The following is a 17486-nucleotide window of genomic DNA, read 5'->3' as shown; positions in this document are numbered from 1 at the left end:
CCCCCTTATGGAATTTCCGTCCTATTGTCCTGATGAACCGATAATGATATCTGCTTTCGAAAAAAGATGATGAAGTAAATATTTGAGATCAGTCATCGTGTGGCTGTCAGCAGATGGTGTGGAAAATAAATATTAGGGTATAATGAACAGTAATGTAATTGTTGGGTGGACACAATACCATGTGAGGTGTTATGACTTGGAAAAACTAATAAGCATCGTAGTTCCAGTATATAATAAGGCGAAGTATCTTCATCAATGTCTAGATTCTTTAATAAATCTTGATATAGACAAGGAGACGCTGGAAGTAATATGTGTGGACGACCTGTCGAGTGATGGGTCACTTGAAATAATGAATGATTATTCCAGGGAGTATGACTTCATAAAGGTAATCCCATTAGAAGAAAATTCTGGGAGCCCTTCCCGTCCGAGGAATATAGGATTTGAAGAAGCTAAAGGGAAATACTTGGCTCTTTTAGATGCAGACGACTGGTTGGATAGTAAAGGATTCCCTAAACTTCTGTTACAAATGGAAGAAAATGGAGCGGATATCGGTTTTGGCCAAAGTTATAAACACACAAACAAAAATATTACTAAACTGGGCGCTTTCACTTCCTATAAAAAAGAAAATCAATTGGTTCCATATGAGATAGACAAAATATTCAGGGCAGTAGGACCACCCGGGAAAATTTTCAAACGTTCTATAGTAATAGATAATAATATAAAATTCGAACACATGGCGTTTGGCGAAGATAAATTATTCTTTACAGAGCTTATATCGAAGTGTGAAAATGCTTCCATGACGAATGAGGCGGTATATCATGTCAATCGTCACGCAGAAAATGTGTCCTTGGTAAGAGGGACAAGCATCCTTGAAAAAGCAGCAATTAATTTAACCTTGCTGAGAAAAATAATGAAACTTGAGATACCTCAATCAGCTAAAAAATCAATACTTTCCCGAATGGTCGAAGTTGATTTTATGCGTCGTTTTTTTCATACCAAAACTTTCCTCGCCAGCTTAGAAAAAGATAAATATTATAAGATCTTTGGGGAAGTTGTTCAAACCTTTTCGGAAAATGGCCTCAATATCGAAGATTATATTGAGATAGACAAGTTTAAAAATATTTATCGTCTATTTAATACCAACAAAGCAAATCTGGAGGAATATCTTGAATATTTGGTTGTAGAAGGGCATAAAAGTTTTTATGTTGAAAATGGTGTAGTGCATCAGAGGTTCCCATCCAAATTTTCTGGACTTAATGATGTTACAGCGGAATGCTTTGCCGTTTATGGAGGCACCCATTATCTTAACGGCGATTTTTACGAAATAATCCACTTCTATAAAGAACCGCAGGTTGATATTAATGGCGTATACATGTCAAAAATATCCGACGAATCAAAGCAGCAAAGTATAAAATATAAAATAGAGGACAACAAAATCTATATACGTACCAATGATTTGAAGTTTAATGAAGATGCAGGAATTAATCTGCGGATTGCATACGATGGTTTCAAGTCGATACTGGTGAACTCCTCGCTTCCAAATGCAAGTGAGACATACCAGCAGAAAAGACAAAATTTTAAAGTTGAATTTAAACAAAGATCCGAAAAATCGTTGCTACCAGCTGACAGTTACATTAGTGTGCTGCCTCAGTATATAGTCGCAGTAAAAGATATAAATACCTATCTTGATGAAGACTTCAAAAATATATCGCCAAAAAGATTTAAAGCGGGCACACGCATCTCCATTGATGATACTGTCAAATCTCAACGTGGCACCCCGAGGCTTAAAACTAAGGAAGGCTACATCATTTCAGCTAATAAGAAACTTGTGAAGGAACTAACTGATGACTTGATTGGCGGGTATGTCTTCGAGGTTCCAAAAGAAGTAAAGATAATTAGAAAATGCAAACTATACGAATCAGTTTCTTTTAAAACCGATCCATTAAGGACGTTGGAACCCGGAGAAATAATGAAGGTCAACGATATTGTATACACAAAGAAACTGACCCCGAGATTAGTAGTGGGAGAAAACATTTATATGACAGCGAACTTAGATTACGTGGAAGCAATATATTAATACTCATCTTATTAAATTACGCTTTATACCCGGTGAGAGAGTAGCTTCATTATTGAACGAGCGGACAGGCCTGAATCGGCCTGCCCGCTCGTTTTCATTTCATGTATTCGTACCATAGACTCTCCAGCTGTTCTTTGCCGCGGGTGAGTTCGGGATGGAACTTCACTTTAGCGTAATGGCGTTCATGGTTGATCTTCCCAAGAAGTGTGCGGCTGTTTGCCTCGTCCCCAAGGATTTGGGAAGCGGCGAGCTCTCCCTGCAGCATGGCGACTTTCGCGTTTTCTATGCCTGTGATGTTACCTGCCACATAAAGGTTTTCTATTTCGGTCCGCATCCTGCTGTCGTGGAGGGGGACGTAGCCGCCGAGTGATTCAATGTAGACATGCTTCATATTCAATAAGGAACATATTTCACTGAGCGGTGCGAGACCATCGGAAATGCACACGAAGTCGCATGGTATCGTCCGGCTTTTTTTCGATAAGGTACGCCCCTTTGAATCGACCTGCTGTACGGTGATGGATTCGACCTGTTCTTGGCCATTGATGCGTGTGACTTTCTCGCGTATGGAAATGGGCAGTCCCATGGCATTGACGCCGCTTTTTGGGAATAGTTTGACCGCAGCCTTATGGGAGGCTGGCAGTTTGGCACCGAACCGGCTGGCCGATGCGATGAACTTTGAAGGCGCGAGACCCCCGAGCGACAACAATGTTTCAAAGGCATCCATCGGGGACTGTTCGTTTAAAGGATTGTCCGGCGGCAGGCAGATCTTGGCCACCTCTATATCCGCATAGCCGAGTTCGAGTGCGATTACCAGAGATAGCGGGTTCATGCCGATGATCACACCTCTGTCGCCCGGGGCGACCCTCTGGAAGTTGGTCAGGACCTGTGCCGCCCCGACCGTCATGACCCCGGGCAGGTCCCAGCCCGGCAGGGGGAACGATTTCTCACGGGCGCCTGTGGCGACGATGACGTTATATGATTCGAATGTGCCTCTGGTCGTATGGATCGTGAAATGGGCATCCTTTTCTATATTGATGACGGAAGTGGATGGCCTGAAGGCCACCGCTTCTTTGACATCGCCAAAGAGGGAGTCGGCGATCTCCTGACCGTTCCACCACACATCCTTCTCTTCTTCGTAGAGCTGGCCGAGCAGCCTGCCGCCGGGATGGTAGTATTCGTCGATGATGAGGACGTTCTGCCCATCCTTCAATATGCCTGCTGCACTCAGGCCGGCCGGGCCGCTGCCGATGATTATCGTATCAAACATCGCGCTTCCCTCCTTCTGTGAGGTACGGAAGCATCCGTTGTGATTCTACGGCCATATTCGTTTCAAGCGGCGTCATGCATGCCCGCTGATTCCGGCGGCCGTCCACCGTCACCCGGCATTCCGAACAGTGGCCGATGTTGCAGTACAGGCCGCGCGGCTTTCCATCCTTTTCATGGCGCCTGAGTATGCGGACATCGTTTGCGAGCAGGGCGGATGTCAGGCTGTCGCGGCTGCTGCCATACAAGGTCCGGCCCTCCCAGCTGAACGGGACCTTGTCATCCTCAACCGGCCCGAGGATGGCGTGATGGGTGATCCGTCTCGTCATTCCGATCCCCCCTCTATCAGTTCTGAAAATGAAACCGTCCGTATCGGGGGCTGCGATTTGAGATTGATGAAGGTCGGTTCCGCACTATGGTCCCCGGTCAATTTTTCGATGAACGGGCCGCATGTCCGGGAGGTGCAGAAGCCCATTCCGGCACGGGATTTCAACTTCAGTTCCCGCGCGTTGGTCGCCCCTTCCTCGATGATGTTCTGTAATTCCGACATGTAGATGTTTTCACACCTGCAGACGATGAAATCTTCAGTCATTTGTGATCCTCCTATCGTTTCTGTGCTTCTATACCATTGATAAGAAATAATTGTGCCAGCCCAAAATGACTTGGCACTTAACCTGAGCGACGTCTACAGATCATACTTCCTGATCTTCGAGTAGAGTGTCGGGCGGCTGACGGACAGGGCGTTTGCGGTCTGTTCGATATTGGAGTCGAACTTGTCGAGCATGTGCCTTAAATATTCCGACTCAGCCTGCTCGATGAACCCCTTCAATGCGGTATCACCGTCTAGAGCAGGGTAGGTGTGCGGACGCGCTTCGTCCACTTCATCCAAATACTTGAGGAAAATGTCTGGATCGAGGTGGGAACCCCCGGAGAAGATGACGAGGCGTTCGACGATATTGATGAGTTCCCTGACATTACCGGGCCAATGGTATTCCTTCAGCAAGTTGACGAGCTGGCGGTCCGCGTAGCGCATCTCAATGCCATATTTCTGCGAAATCTGAAGCAGATAATAGAAGAACAAGGATTCCACATCGTCAGGCCGTTCCCTAAGTGGTGGAATATGTATATTGATGACATTGATGCGGTACAGCAGGTCTGACCTGAAATCGTCGCCTGCAAGCAGATCGGCAATCTTTCTGTTTGTTGCGGACACCAATCTGAAGTCCGCCGCTTCTTCGACTGTGCTGCCGAGTTTGAAGTAATGCTTCTCCTGCAGGACCCGCAAAAATTTGACCTGCATATCAATGGGCATTTCACCGATTTCATCAAGCAGCAGCGTGCCGCCTTTGGCCGCTTCTATCTTGCCTTTATTGCCTTGCCGGTTCGCGCCGGTGAAGGCCCCTTTTGCGTACCCGAACAGTTCGGATTCGAACAGGTGCGAAGGGATCGCCCCACAGTTGATCGGGATGAACGGCTTGTCCTTGAATGTAAGATCATGTACCGCCCGGGCGAACAGCTCCTTACCGACCCCGGTTTCGCCGGTGATCAATATGTTCGCTTTTGTGTTTGCCGCTTGGCGTATTTGATTTTTGACGCCTTCAATCTGTGCACTCTTATAGACGATGCTTTTAAACGGATCTTCGGAATGGATCTTTTTGACGCTGCTCGACAGCGTCTCCACCTGGCTCTGCAACTTCCGGATCTCTTCCTTCTGCCGCACCTCCTCCGTCACATCGACCTCGGATACTACCGCCCCCTGCACCGTTCCATCGATGATGAGCGGCACCGATTTGATGTCGACGAATATTTCCGGGGTGGCCTGATGCCCCTTCTTTTCTATGGTGCGCTTGTTGCGCAGCGATTGGAGGATGACCAGTTTATCCTTGTGGAATACATCGGAGATTTTACGCCCTGTGATGTCTTCTGCCCGCATATTGAATATCTCTTCTGCACGCCGGCTGAAATAGATGATTTCCTCGTTTTTGTTGATGATGGTAAACGAATGATGATGGAAGTTGATCAGTTCATCAATCAAGTGTGTTTCGAACATTGCACCCATCCTTTTATCAGAAATTTTAATAAATTATATGTTTCTTTACAGTTTATATTAAATGACAAAAGAAATACAGCCATTTAAATGTGGCATGCTTTTTTCTTTATAGACAGTAGAGGGGAGGCAAGACAATGAATCGACCACATTATGATGTCCTGATAATAGGCGGCGGCATCATCGGCGCAAGCATCGCCTACCATACCGCCGAAAAGGGATTCAAGGTGGCACTCCTGGAAAGCCGGGGGCTTGCATCCGGTACATCATCCAAATGTGACGGCAACGTGCTGCTGATCGACAAGGAGCCGGGCTTCGACAGCCGCATGGCGATAAAAAGCCAGGCGCTCATCCATGCGCTTCCCGATGAACTGGATATGCCTTTTGAGTACAGGCAGCCAGGCAGCATATTCCTGTGCGAGAATGAAGCGGAGCTTGAGCAGGCGTACAGTTGGGTGGACCAGCACAATGCAGTGAACGATAAGGCAGTATTTTTCAGGAAGCTCGACCGTGAGGACCTTAAGAATGATTCCAAACATTTTTCGGATCACCTTGTGGGTGGGATCGAATGCACAAATGATGCGACACTCAATCCCTATATGCTGACATATGCCTTCGCCCATCAGGCGGAAAAGAAGGATTGTGATATCCATGAATATACGCCGGTGACGGCTGTCGAGAAGGAGGGGGATGCCTTTACCGTCCGTTCGCATGAGAAGGCATTCACAGCCAAACACGTCATCAATGCAGCCGGCATATACGCCCCGCATGTCGGGCGGATGCTTGGAATCGACATTCCGATCACGCCGAGGAAAGGCCATATACTCGTATCAAGCCGCGCCGAGTTGATGGGCACGCGCAAAATCCAGGAATTCGGCTATCTGATGACCAAATTCGGCAAGGAGCGGACAGCGGATGCGGAGATGAATGCCTACGGCATCGCGCTGGTCCATGAGGCCACAGACAGCCAGAATTTCCTGCTCGGCAGCAGCCGTGAATTCATCGGGTACGACCATACAGTGGATCACAGTATCATCAAGCTGATCGCCAAGCGCGCAATACACTTCTTCCCCGGCATGAAGGACATGTCCATGATCCGCAGCTATTCGGGGCTGCGCCCCTGGACACCGGACCATCTCCCGATCGTATCGGAAACTGATGTAGATGGCTTCTATGTGGCAGCAGGTCATGAAGGGGACGGCATTGGATTATGTGCCGTGACGGGGCACTGGATGGCCGAGATGCTCGCCGGCACCCTAGAGGAAGACTTGTCGCCGCTTGACATCAACCGTTTCAAAGGAGGGATACATACATGAATGGCAGCAAACAATTCATCACCATCGATACGCATACAGGCGGCAACCCGACGCGGACAGTCGTGGCGGGGATGCCTGAATTAAAGGGTGAGACGATCCAGGAAAAGATGCTCGATATGAAGGAAAATCACGATCATATCCGTAAATTCCTGGTCAACCCACCGAGGGGGCATGACGTCATGAGCGGCACGATTCTGCTGCCGCCGCTGGATGATGCAGCAGATTTCAGCGTCATCTTCATCGAGACGGGCGGCTACCTGCCAATGTGCGGCCATGACACGATCGGCACATGCACGGCGTTGGTCGAGCTCGGATATGTAGAACGCCAGGAACCACTCACCACCATCGTCCTCGACACGCCAGCCGGCATGGTGGAGGCGACATGCACCGTCAGTGATGGCAAAGTCGAATCGGTCAGTTTCGTCAGCACCGATTCCTTCCACCTCAAAACCGTGCATGTCGATGCCGGCGGCTACACGGATGTCCGCTGCGATGTGGCGTATGGCGGCAACTTCTACGGCATCATCAAGGCATCTGACATTGGGGTGGCACTTGACGTGGACCGTTCCGAAGAGATTGTGATGAAGGCCATGGCGATCCGGGACATCATCAATGACACGCATGAAGTCAGGCACCCGTCATTCTCCTTCATCAACAAATTGACCCATATGGAACTCTACGAAGAAGGCGACCCGGTCAGGAATGCCGTCGTCGTGCCACCTGGGGGCATCGACCGTTCGCCGTGCGGCACCGGCACCTGCGCCAAGGCAGCGACATTGCATCAGGCAGGGCGCATGCAGGTCGGGGAGTCCTTCATCCATGAAAGCATAACAGGGTCGAAATTTTCAGCGCAGATCTTGTCTGTGGCGGCGCAGGATGGGGTGGATTATCTGAAGGTCAGGATAACGGGTTCAGCCTGGCTGATGGCGAGACACGACTTCTACATGGATCCGGATGATCCGCTCAGCCAAGGCTATCTGCTCATTCCGGAAATATAAGGGGGTAGGATTGATGATTAAAGTGATAGACAGTTACGACGTACATGTCCATGGCCAGCTGATGCGCATTGTGCAGAGCGACCAGCTTGACTACGGCCCGGACGGGTTCGATATGAGGCAGCTGATGGCCCGGGAGCCCCGCGGCAGCAAATATGTCAACGTGATGGGCTACCATCTGTCTGGGGACACGATCCACACCTACATCGACAGTTTCTCAGGCGTCCACAACCAGGCAACCATGCTGAAGACGCTGGTCCGGACATTGATCGACCGCGGCCGACTGCCGGAGCGGGCGTCGTACAGCGTCATCTGCGACGGCCGCACATTCGATTTGAAGCATTCACAACTTGCCTATACCCCTCTTGCCGAGGTGGCTGAAGCGGGCAATTCCTTCCGGTCGGGTGATAAAACGATTACGCTGCTTGAAACGGATATCACATTGGAGATAGACCGCCTCGCTGAAATCAAGGAGACACTCGGCAGTGACGGCCAGCATGACTATACCGTGTACCTCAATCGGGGCCGTCATCTGGTGTTTGATGCAGAGGGTGATATCGTGGCCCATCCGGTCCATGAAGTGATCTCGCTGCTCCACTGCAGCCACGAAACCACCGCCTTCAACGGCGCAGCAGTCGAAGTGGCTGGAGGCATGTATCACCATCCATATTTCTTCATATCGAATTCACAATTCTATATTGATGAAACGGATATATATACGCGCGGCTTCGTCATCAAATAAATTAAAGGGGTTTTTATATGACAAAGGGGACAAGGAAAAGGAAACTTCCAAGCGGCAAAATATTGGCTTTTATACTGGTGATGTTCGTCATCATCATGTTTTCGTTCATCCTCGTACTGGAACTGCCGATACAGCTCGCCCTGCTCACCATCTGGTTCATGATCATGGGCGTCGGCATCTATCTCGGAAACTCCTACCTGCATATGGAGCGCGGCCTGCTCCAGGGCATACATGAAGGGATGGGGGCCATACTGATCCTTATCGCAGTCGGCGCACTGATCGGCTCATGGATCGCCGGGGGTGTCGTGCCGACCTTGATCTACTACGGCTTGAACATCATCAGCCCGAGCATCTTCCTGATGGCGGCGATGATCATCTGTACGATTACGGCCTTATCGACTGGCACATCTTTTGGTGCCGCCGGGACGGCTGGCATCGCGATGATGGGCATCGGCGAGAGCTTCGGATTGCCCCTCTACCTGGTGGCAGGCGCTGTCATCTCAGGATGTTATGTCGGGGATAAGATGTCACCGCTATCCGATACTACGGTCATGACCGCATCCTTATCGAAGGTCGATCTGTTCCGGCATATCAAGTCGATGTTGTACGTATCGGTGCCGGCATTCATCATTTCAGCACTTTTGTACTGGGTGGTCGGGGCGATACTGTCCCGGGGCAGTGGGGACCTGACGGTTGCCAAAGAGACGATGGCAGGGCTCTCACAGACCTTCAACATCTCATGGGTGATGCTCATTCCTGCAGGTGTCGTCATCGCGCTGTTGATACTGAAGATGCCTTCAGTGCCAGTCATCATGTTCGGCGCACTGCTCGGCAGCCTGTGGGCGACATGGTTCCAAGGGTATGAATTCATTGAAGCCATACAGACGCTCTACAGCGGCAGTTCCCTGGAGACAGGCATACCGTTCATCGACAATCTGCTTAACCGGGGCGGCGTCACCTTCATGCTGGAAGTGATCCTGCTGATCATACTGGCACTCGGGGTCGGTGGGCTGCTGCAGTCGATCGGTGCCCTTGAAGTGATCGGCAACATTCTGGCCAACTGGGCGACCAATACGGGCAATGTCACTTTGACGACGATGATGGCGTCATTCTTCGGTGTCTTCTTCGGTGGTGCGGCCTATGTGTCGCTCCTGACGGGTACCAAAATAACGGAGGAGAACTACGACAGGCTTAATCTTGACCGGTCGCTGCTGTCGAGGAATACAGAAGCCGGGGGCACCATAACGACACCGATGGTCCCATGGTCTGACGGTGGGGTGTTCATGGCGACCACGCTCGGCGTCTCGACGCTCGTATACTTGCCGTTCTTCTGGTACGGCTTCCTGGTCATGATCATTACACTCATTTACGGCTATACAGGCAAGTTCATATTGAAAAAGGAAGACAACAAACAATTGGAGGAGATTGAAAATGGTCAAGAACAAACAACTTAAAGGGGTTTTCCCAGTACTTATCACACCGATGCATGAAGATTATTCAGTGAACTATGAAGGGTTGAAGGAGAACGTTTCCTATTATCTGGATCAGAAAGTATCCGGTCTGGTCATTGTCGGCAGCACCGGGGAGTTCGTCTCACTGGACGATGATGAAAAGGCGCAGATTGTGGAACTGGTCAGCGAAATGGTTAAAGGCACCGATACCCAGCTGCTCGTCGGCGTCTCCGATGAACGCACGGATAAGATGTTGAAATACGCAGAACATGCAGAGCAGCATGGTGCAGACGGACTGCTTGTGATCAACTCATACTACGGGGGTCCAACATCAAACGAAATCTACCACCAGTTCAAGGATGTCAACGACCACGTATCCACTCCGGTCATGCTCTACAACAATCCCTTCACTTCAGGCATCGACATCGATCTTGAAACGATCTATAAGATCGATCAGACACTCGACAACGTGACGCACATCAAAGAATCGAGCGGAGATATAAGGAAGCTCAGGGACATCGCAAGAAATACGAATTTCAATATCTTCTGCGGCTCCGATGACCTGGCATTGGAATCATTCCTGCACGGTGCTACAGGATGGGTATCGGTAGCCGGAAACATTGCACCAAACAGCGCGGCGAAAATGCTTGAACATGTCGAGGCCGGGGACTACGAAGCGGCGAAGGAAATAAACAAGGATCTATTGCCGCTATGCGAGTTCCTCGAGAACTCCGGGAAATTCGTCCAGATCGTCAAGAAAGCGATGGACCTAAAAGGGTTGAACGGTGGCCCTTCCAGGAAGCCGAGACTTGGGCTGACTGATGAGGAAACGGCACAGTTGAAGGCATATATGGAAAAGTTGAATTAAAAAAGAGGCGTTCTACGCCTCTTTCAAACCAGACAGTATCTCATTTTTATATTTATTGACGGTGCGCCGGGAAATGTGGATGTCGCGCTGTTCGAGAATTTTGGATATGCGGGCGTCCGGCATTCCTGGGAACCCTTCAATCTGGCGGATCATATTGATCACTTTGCTCCGGGAGACGCCCGACACGGCTTCTTTTGACAGCAGGGCCTTAAGTGGCATCGTGCCGAGCGGGGTGGAGATGTACTTATTGACGAGAAGCCGGCTTACTGTAGCCGGGCTCAGGCTGGTATTATCCGAAATGATGGTCTGATCGAGCGTCTCAAGGTAACTGCTCCTGCCCGACAGATAGTCTTTCTGTACGGTGGCGATGACGCTCAGGACTTCATGCATATACCGGCTTCTGGCATTCATTATGGAGACGAGCTCTTCGTACTCTCTCTGGAACCCATCCATCAGCTTGTCGAATTCGGGGTCATCTGCAGACAATGCCAGCGGCTCGAATGTGATGCTGCCCATCAGATGGTCGGGGATTTCGATTTGGATGTCACCGTCCGCACCGAGGGTGATGAAGGCGTCGGGCTCGATTGACGCGTTGTCACGAGAAGATAACGGCGATAACCCGAGTGATCTGATATGGTCGAGATAGTCAAGGAACGCATCGGTCGAGATAGAGGCGTCGGCCAGGAAGCTGAAATCATCATGGGCGATCGATGACAGATGGCTCGCAAACAATTGGAACAGTGCTTCATCATAGTGGTCGTCATTTATAAGCTGGAAGCGCAGGTAATCCATCGCATCACTGCAGCCGACACCAAGCATGTCGTAGGCCTTCAATCGTTCGAGGTTTGAATGCACCCGCTCAAGCGGGACGCCCTCCATCTCTGCGATATGGCATGGATCCGCTTCCAAAAACCCATTTGAATCCAAAGAGTATATCAGTGTGCGGATGATTTTGAAGTCATCTTGTGGGAGGGTGCATCTGAAATCGAGAAGCATCTCACTGAGGGTGTCCGGGCCACATGCGTCGTGATGGTACGCCAAGACATCGAGCGGCATCTTCTCCTCGTCGATCAGGAGGAGGGGGTTGGCAGCGCATTTATCTTTTATGTAACGGTTCAATTCCTGCTGGTTGAATTTAAACAGTTGGATGCCATGAAAAAGGTAATGGTTCAAAGCCAGCGTCTGATCGTTTGAAATATGAGTGTCGAGAGTCAGCATATTCATGCCTCCTAGTATGATATGTCTGGTTCAATTATACATCCTTTAAAAAGATATGTATAATCAATAATGTGAGTATTAAGAAATTTATAATAGTACAAGGAGTGTCATAGATGATGGAATTGAAAGACAATGTCACACGATTCATTGACAATGCAAGCGGACAATACATCAACGGCGAATACAGGCAGTCGAACAGCGGCAATACATTCGATGTGACCAATCCAGCGACAGAGGAGAAGATAGTGTCGCTGGATGCCGGCACAAAAGATGATGTCGATCAGGCAGTCAAGGCAGCGCGTGATGCATTCGACAATGGCGAGTGGACGCGTATGGAACCGGCCGACAGGGAGCGCCTGATCTATAAATTCGCCGATCTGCTGGAAGAGAACCGTGAAGAACTTGCCCAATTGGAAGCGTTGGATAACGGCAAACCCTACAAGGTTGCCCTTGAAGATGATGTAGACGGCACCATCCAGCACTTCAGGTATTACGCGGGGTGGGCGACGAAAATATCCGGCAAGACGACGAATGTCTCTACAGAACATATCACCTACACCCTCCATGAACCGGTAGGGGTCGCCGGCCAGATCATCCCATGGAACTTCCCGCTTGCCATGGCGGGATGGAAGCTCGGATCAGCTCTTGCGGCAGGCTGCACCGTGGTCATCAAACCCGCTTCCGAGACGCCGCTGTCACTGCTCTATACAGGCAGATTATTCAAAGAGGCCGGCTTCCCGGACGGCGTGGTCAATATCATCACCGGTTCCGGCCGTGAAGTGGGCGGTGCTTTGAACACGCATCCTGGCGTCGATAAACTCGCCTTTACAGGCAGTACGGCAACGGGCCGGACGATAATGGAGAAGGCGGCTGAGAATATCACCGGCGTCACGCTTGAACTCGGTGGGAAATCGCCGAGCATCGTCCTTGCCGATGCGGACCTCGAAGCGTCACTGGACGGCATCTTCGACGGTACGATGTACAATCATGGGCAGAACTGCAGCGCAACGACGCGCGTCTTCGTCCAAAGGCCGATCTATGAAAAGGTCATTGAAGAGATGAAGAAGCGGGCTGAATCATTGAAGCTCGGCGCGGGACTCGACGCCGACACCGATATGGGGCCGCTTGTGTCCAAAAAGCAGCTCGAGACGGTAATGGGCTATATCGAAAAAGGAAAAGAAGAGGGTGCACGCCTGGTCACCGGCGGCAACAGTCCGGAAGGTAAGGGCTACTTCGTGGAACCAACGGTGTTCGCCGATGTGGAGGATGACATGACGATAGCGCGCGAAGAAATATTCGGACCGGTCATGTCCATACTGCCTTTTGATACAGTGGATGAAGTGATAGAACGTGCAAACGACAGCGAATACGGTCTGGCTGCGAGCGTCTGGACGGAGAACATAAAAGCGGGCCATTATATCTCAAGCAAGCTGGAATCTGGAACCGTGTGGATCAACGACTTCGGTCTGGAACTTGAAACGATGCCTTTCGGGGGCTATAAAAACTCAGGTATCGGACGTGAAATGGGCGGAGATTACGGCATTTCAAACTATATAGAAGTCAAAAGCGTCTTCGTCAACATGAAGCAGTAGTAATATAAGCATGAAACCCCACTCAAAATGAGGCTATTTTGAGTGGGGTTTCTTCTGTTCATCTGTACTACGCTTTGGCCTGTCGTCCAAAAACTGCGGCCTGCCTTCGGCATCGCGGTATTGGCCTAAAGTGTGCTCGTACGTTGAGACGGGTGGGTTATGGCGCTCGGCATACAGGTAGGGGATGGTCGGAAACTCCTGCAGTCTGGTCGAGTTCTTCATGCTACCACTCCTTTTAGGACATGGGTGCGCCCTTTGATGTAATTATACACTAGAAACGCGGATGATGCTCTCTTGAAGTCCTCATTATATAGGTATATATGAAAATGAAGAACTATATCTGAGTCCTGGAATCTGATAGAGTAATGGATATACCAACCAGAAAGTGAGATTTCCATGACAGATCTACTCATCATCCTCTCGTTTATGCTGTTTGGCATCGGCGGCATCGCTTTTTCCGCAGCAACAATCACTACGGTACTAAGAAAGCTTGGCGTGACGGAGTATCCAAGCCGTGAATATTGGCGCTTCACCATCATATTCGTCTTAAGCGCGATAGTGGTCTACATCATTTCCGTACTGATCCGCAGCATAGGATAAAAAATATCCCCATCGGTGGCTTTTGTCCACTGATGGGGATATTGCTATTGTGCAGGTTGTTTGCTCGATACTTTGCTTGCGACCCATCTTACGGTCAAGGCCGCCCCGAGCAGCAGTCCGACATAACCTAAGATCGGATAGAAGAAATTGACGAGGCCGACGAAGCCGACCAGGCTCAGGAAATATCCTAAGATCAGTCCGCCGCCGAGCAGCAGACGGTAACGTTTCGTATAAGGCTCGGAAAACCTGGAAAGGAACGGATAGAACATGCCGACTGCGGTATTATAGATGACCAGCAGCATGACGATCGACAGTCCGATTCCAAGTATAGGATGGATTTCGCGTGCCAGGACGAGCGATGGTATCTCAGAAGGATTGGTGATGTCAATCCTTGCGAGCAGTCCACCGTTCATCAGCACGAGCAATAGGATCAGCATGATGCCGCCGAACAACCCGCCTTTACGGGCTGCTTTAATGCCCGATGCCTGGGCGCCCATGATGGACAGCAAACTGAATGCCATCGCAAGGACGATGCCGCTGTAGGTCAGGGCGTCCCACCACCAGGCGGCTGAAGGCGTCTTCGTCACGTCAGTATATTCTTCCACTTGTGTAAATGGGACGCTTGGATTGAAGAAGCTGTAGGCTGCGATGATCATGACGAAAGCGATCAGGAAAGGTGTCACTGCACCAAGCGCCACAAGAATCTTATTGAAGCTCATGTTCAATGTAATGAATACTCCGATGGCCAAGATGAGCGAGCCGAGCCATGACGGCACGCCGAAACTTTCATTGAAGGCCGAACCGGCACCTGCAAGCATGATGACCATGACGCCGTACAGGAAGAAGACGAGTATGTAGTCGATGACCTTGCCAAGTTTTTTCCCAAACAGTTCGTTGATCGGTTCAAGATGCGAATCTGCATCCAGACGATTACCGAGCTTCGATGCCTGGCGCCCGATGAACATCGTGACCAGCCCTGAGAGCAGGACCGCCCAATAACTCATCATGCCGTAGTTGGTGAAGAACTGCAGGATCTCCTGACCTGTAGAAAAGCCTGCTCCGAGCACCACCCCTACATAGGCGAACCCGATTTTCAGCGGTTCTTGTTGATTACTCAAACAAATCTCTCCTTCTTGAAGTTGCAGGTCATTCTGGAAATGCACACCAGAATGACAGAATTTAAAATATTATTCTGAAATATATTTCAACAATACTATACTAAACATAGAGCACACCACAGTGTCAAACGGTCATAGAGTATATTGCTATGAAATTTATTTTAATGATAAATGAAATAATATTTCTAGAAAGTGAGTGGAAGCGCTATCACGATATACTTGTAATCCCAGACCGTACAAGGGATAGGACGTGATTTTTTTATCAATGAAACTATGTGAATGAATATGCTGTGAGACGAGAATAATACAAGTGTAAAAATATATTATTTAATTGGAAATCTTATGGGCATTTCGTTGACTTATCACCGTCACTAAACGTTCAATGAATCACATTAAAAACGCAATCACGACTGAAAATTGTGTGTTATATTAAACATGTATAAAAAATGTATGTTTAAAACAGGAGGGTTATCATGACAACTGTAAATCACGGAATGTGGGTGCGGGATATCGTTAATGAAATTCCAAAAAGCGCTGATATATTCAGGAAAAATAGAATCGACTACTGCTGTGGCGGGAAAATTTCACTATCAGAAGCAGTGGCGGCACGCGGCCTTGATCTAGAAGGCGTGATGGCGGAGATAAACGCAATAGAGACGCGCCAAGAGGCCGGCATACAGCCGAAATATCTTGATGAGAAAGGGATCATCACCTTCATCCAGAACAGATACCACCAGGAGCTGATGGACGAATTCCAGGCGCTCAGTCCGTATGTCACAAAGCTTGCACGGAAGCATGGTCCGAACGAACCCCATCTCGTCCGTCTGCAGGCACTCTATAAGGAGCTGCGCAATGAGATGATGATCCATACAGAAGAGGAAGACCATGTCGTTTTCCCGATGATCATTCAATATATGGAAAATCCATCATCGGAAATAGGCGATAAACTCCAGCCGCACGTCAGTGAATTGGAAGGCGAACATGAAACGGTAGGCAATATACTAAAAGAACTGCGCCAGGTCACTTCAGATTTCACACCACACAGCAATGCGTGTGGCACATATCGTCTCGTCTATACACGACTTGAAAAGATTGAGAAGGATACATTCGATCATGTCCATCTTGAAAATCATGTCTTGTTTGAACGCGTCAGAAAGGCAATGTAGAAAAAACGAGTGATATTATGCATACCCCCAACAATTAGACCCTGACGCTAAATGTTGGGGGGTATTCATTATATTTATTCTCAGTTTCCCTCACCGGTTTATGGAGCGGGCCATGCGCACATAAGTATGGCGGCGGCCGCGGATGGCGATCGAGTAGGCCATAATATTTTCCGGCACCGCGATGCCATAGAAGCCCGCGTCTCCGATGTGATGGATGTCGGCCCCGGCCATCTTGGCGTTTAAGGCAATCTGGCGGATGGTCGCGTCATCGGCACCTTCCTGGCTGGTCCCGATCGTGGACATCACAAGTGCACCTTGTGAATGGATATGGGTGATATATTGCTGGGCGTCTTCCACGGTGATGCCGGGGACCGTGCCGGGTGCCGGCATCAGAATGACATCGGCGCCTGCACGGATGAAGGTGTTGAGGGCTTCATTGGTGATGATCGTACTGCCTGTTTCATTGGCGACACCAGCGCCATGCATTTTGCCGGCGATGATCAGTGTATCTTCGCCGAATATCTCCCGGGCACGCGCTATGGCGAGGGCAATTTCATCATTTGAGACGCCCGTTTTTGGATTGCCGGTAAGGCAGATGAAATCAAAATCGAGCGTCTGGGCAGCCGTTAATGCTTCCTTGGAGGCGATGCGTCCGCGATTGATGGTGTCGAGCGCTTCAATCTCTTCGGCATCGAGGTCGACCGGTTCAAGGTTGAGTCCGATCGGCCGTCCTGTAAGCTGTTTGATTTCCTGCATGACCTCTGTGCGGACAGATGGGACCAGTCCTTCTACTGTTGGATCGAAGACATCCAGCAGGTTGAACAGCAGCATATCCGCTCCGAATGAAGCGGCCAGTTCTGCATTGGTGATGTCCGGGTAGAGTGGGGCACGGTGGCCATCGTCTCTGCGAGCATCACCCGGCCTTCACTTGCCTGGATGGATTGTTTCAGATCCCGGCCGGACATGCCTTTGAAATCAGATGCATTACAGTCCAGTAATCGTTTCATAATGGATCGTCTCCCTTCTTTGCCCT

General features: G+C 49.7%; 16 protein-coding genes and 1 pseudogene. 9 read left to right on the top strand and 8 right to left on the bottom strand.

Features of this window, described 5'->3' with window-relative positions:
- Positions 1–196: 196 nt before the first annotated feature.
- Positions 197–2077 carry a glycosyltransferase gene (locus ACZ5LF_RS08485; protein WP_380572055.1) on the top strand — a complete coding sequence of 627 codons (1881 nt, stop codon included), beginning with the start codon at positions 197–199 and terminating at the stop codon, positions 2075–2077.
- 94 nt (positions 2078–2171) lie between these two features.
- On the opposite strand, the gene ACZ5LF_RS08480 is transcribed toward ACZ5LF_RS08485, so the two are convergent.
- The 4 genes from ACZ5LF_RS08480 to ACZ5LF_RS08465 form a co-directional block, all read right to left on the bottom strand.
- Positions 2172–3344, bottom strand: a complete 1173-nt coding sequence (locus ACZ5LF_RS08480) for an NAD(P)/FAD-dependent oxidoreductase (RefSeq protein WP_380572054.1) — start codon at positions 3342–3344, stop codon at positions 2172–2174.
- On the bottom strand, positions 3337–3669 hold the full coding sequence (locus ACZ5LF_RS08475) for a (2Fe-2S)-binding protein (protein ID WP_380572052.1): 333 nt from the start codon (positions 3667–3669) through the stop codon (positions 3337–3339). Before ACZ5LF_RS08475 ends, ACZ5LF_RS08480 begins: the two co-directional genes overlap by 8 nt.
- Positions 3666–3932: a (2Fe-2S)-binding protein gene (locus ACZ5LF_RS08470; protein WP_380572050.1), complete on the bottom strand. Its 267-nt coding sequence runs from the start codon at positions 3930–3932 to the stop codon at positions 3666–3668. The genes ACZ5LF_RS08475 and ACZ5LF_RS08470 overlap by 4 nt, the downstream gene beginning before the upstream one ends.
- 93 nt (positions 3933–4025) lie before the next feature.
- Positions 4026–5390, bottom strand: coding sequence for a sigma-54 interaction domain-containing protein (locus ACZ5LF_RS08465; protein WP_380572048.1), 1365 nt, complete (start codon positions 5388–5390; stop codon positions 4026–4028).
- 134 nt (positions 5391–5524) lie between these two features.
- Between ACZ5LF_RS08465 and ACZ5LF_RS08460 the strand changes: the two genes are divergently transcribed.
- Genes ACZ5LF_RS08460 through dapA form a run of 5 tightly spaced genes read left to right on the top strand, consistent with a single transcriptional unit; the run spans position 5525 to position 10759 of the window.
- On the top strand, positions 5525–6703 hold the full coding sequence (locus tag ACZ5LF_RS08460) for an NAD(P)/FAD-dependent oxidoreductase (protein WP_380572046.1): 1179 nt from the start codon (positions 5525–5527) through the stop codon (positions 6701–6703).
- Positions 6700–7701 (top strand): proline racemase family protein, encoded by a 1002-nt coding sequence (locus ACZ5LF_RS08455; protein WP_380572044.1) that lies wholly within the window; start codon positions 6700–6702, stop codon positions 7699–7701. The genes ACZ5LF_RS08460 and ACZ5LF_RS08455 overlap by 4 nt, the downstream gene beginning before the upstream one ends.
- A 13-nt stretch (positions 7702–7714) precedes the next feature.
- Positions 7715–8440 carry a hypothetical protein gene (locus tag ACZ5LF_RS08450; RefSeq protein WP_380572042.1) on the top strand — a complete coding sequence of 242 codons (726 nt, stop codon included), beginning with the start codon at positions 7715–7717 and terminating at the stop codon, positions 8438–8440.
- 17 nt (positions 8441–8457) lie between these two features.
- A complete protein-coding gene (nhaC, locus tag ACZ5LF_RS08445; protein ID WP_380572040.1) occupies positions 8458–9894 on the top strand; it encodes a Na+/H+ antiporter NhaC in 1437 nt (478 codons plus the stop codon).
- Positions 9872–10759, top strand: coding sequence for a 4-hydroxy-tetrahydrodipicolinate synthase (gene dapA, locus ACZ5LF_RS08440; protein ID WP_380572038.1), 888 nt, complete (start codon positions 9872–9874; stop codon positions 10757–10759). The genes nhaC and dapA overlap by 23 nt, the downstream gene beginning before the upstream one ends.
- A gap of 12 nt (positions 10760–10771) precedes the next feature.
- Here dapA and ACZ5LF_RS08435 read toward each other — a convergent pair whose 3' ends face one another.
- Positions 10772–11977, bottom strand: a complete 1206-nt coding sequence (locus tag ACZ5LF_RS08435) for an RNA polymerase factor sigma-54 (protein ID WP_380572036.1) — start codon at positions 11975–11977, stop codon at positions 10772–10774.
- A 113-nt stretch (positions 11978–12090) separates the two neighbouring features.
- On the opposite strand from ACZ5LF_RS08435, the gene ACZ5LF_RS08430 reads away from it, so the two are divergent.
- Entirely contained in the window at positions 12091–13569 is a 1479-nt protein-coding gene (locus ACZ5LF_RS08430; protein WP_380572034.1) for an aldehyde dehydrogenase family protein, read from the top strand.
- 33 nt (positions 13570–13602) lie between these two features.
- Here ACZ5LF_RS08430 and ACZ5LF_RS08425 read toward each other — a convergent pair whose 3' ends face one another.
- The gene (locus tag ACZ5LF_RS08425; protein ID WP_380572032.1) at positions 13603–13791 is read right to left on the bottom strand and encodes a hypothetical protein; all 189 of its coding nucleotides are present in this window, start codon (positions 13789–13791) and stop codon (positions 13603–13605) included.
- Between the two features lie 174 nt (positions 13792–13965).
- Between ACZ5LF_RS08425 and ACZ5LF_RS08420 the strand changes: the two genes are divergently transcribed.
- Positions 13966–14169 carry a hypothetical protein gene (locus tag ACZ5LF_RS08420; RefSeq protein ID WP_380572030.1) on the top strand — a complete coding sequence of 68 codons (204 nt, stop codon included), beginning with the start codon at positions 13966–13968 and terminating at the stop codon, positions 14167–14169.
- Positions 14170–14213: 44 nt separating this feature from the next.
- Here the strand turns inward: ACZ5LF_RS08420 and ACZ5LF_RS08415 are convergent, their stop codons facing one another.
- Positions 14214–15287, bottom strand: coding sequence for a YkvI family membrane protein (locus tag ACZ5LF_RS08415; protein WP_380571984.1), 1074 nt, complete (start codon positions 15285–15287; stop codon positions 14214–14216).
- Between the two features lie 473 nt (positions 15288–15760).
- Here ACZ5LF_RS08415 and ric point away from each other — a divergent pair, with 473 nt between their 5' ends.
- Entirely contained in the window at positions 15761–16453 is a 693-nt protein-coding gene (gene ric, locus ACZ5LF_RS08410; protein ID WP_380571962.1) for an iron-sulfur cluster repair di-iron protein, read from the top strand.
- Positions 16454–16543: 90 nt separating this feature from the next.
- Here ric and ACZ5LF_RS08405 read toward each other — a convergent pair.
- Positions 16544–17460 (bottom strand): annotated as a pseudogene (locus ACZ5LF_RS08405) (DUF7916 family protein).
- Between the last annotated feature and the right edge of the window lie 26 nt (positions 17461–17486).

This window comes from Salinicoccus siamensis (assembly GCF_055391965.1).
The sequence above is the reverse complement of the archived record's forward strand: the minus strand, read 5'-3'. Positions and strand labels throughout refer to the sequence as shown.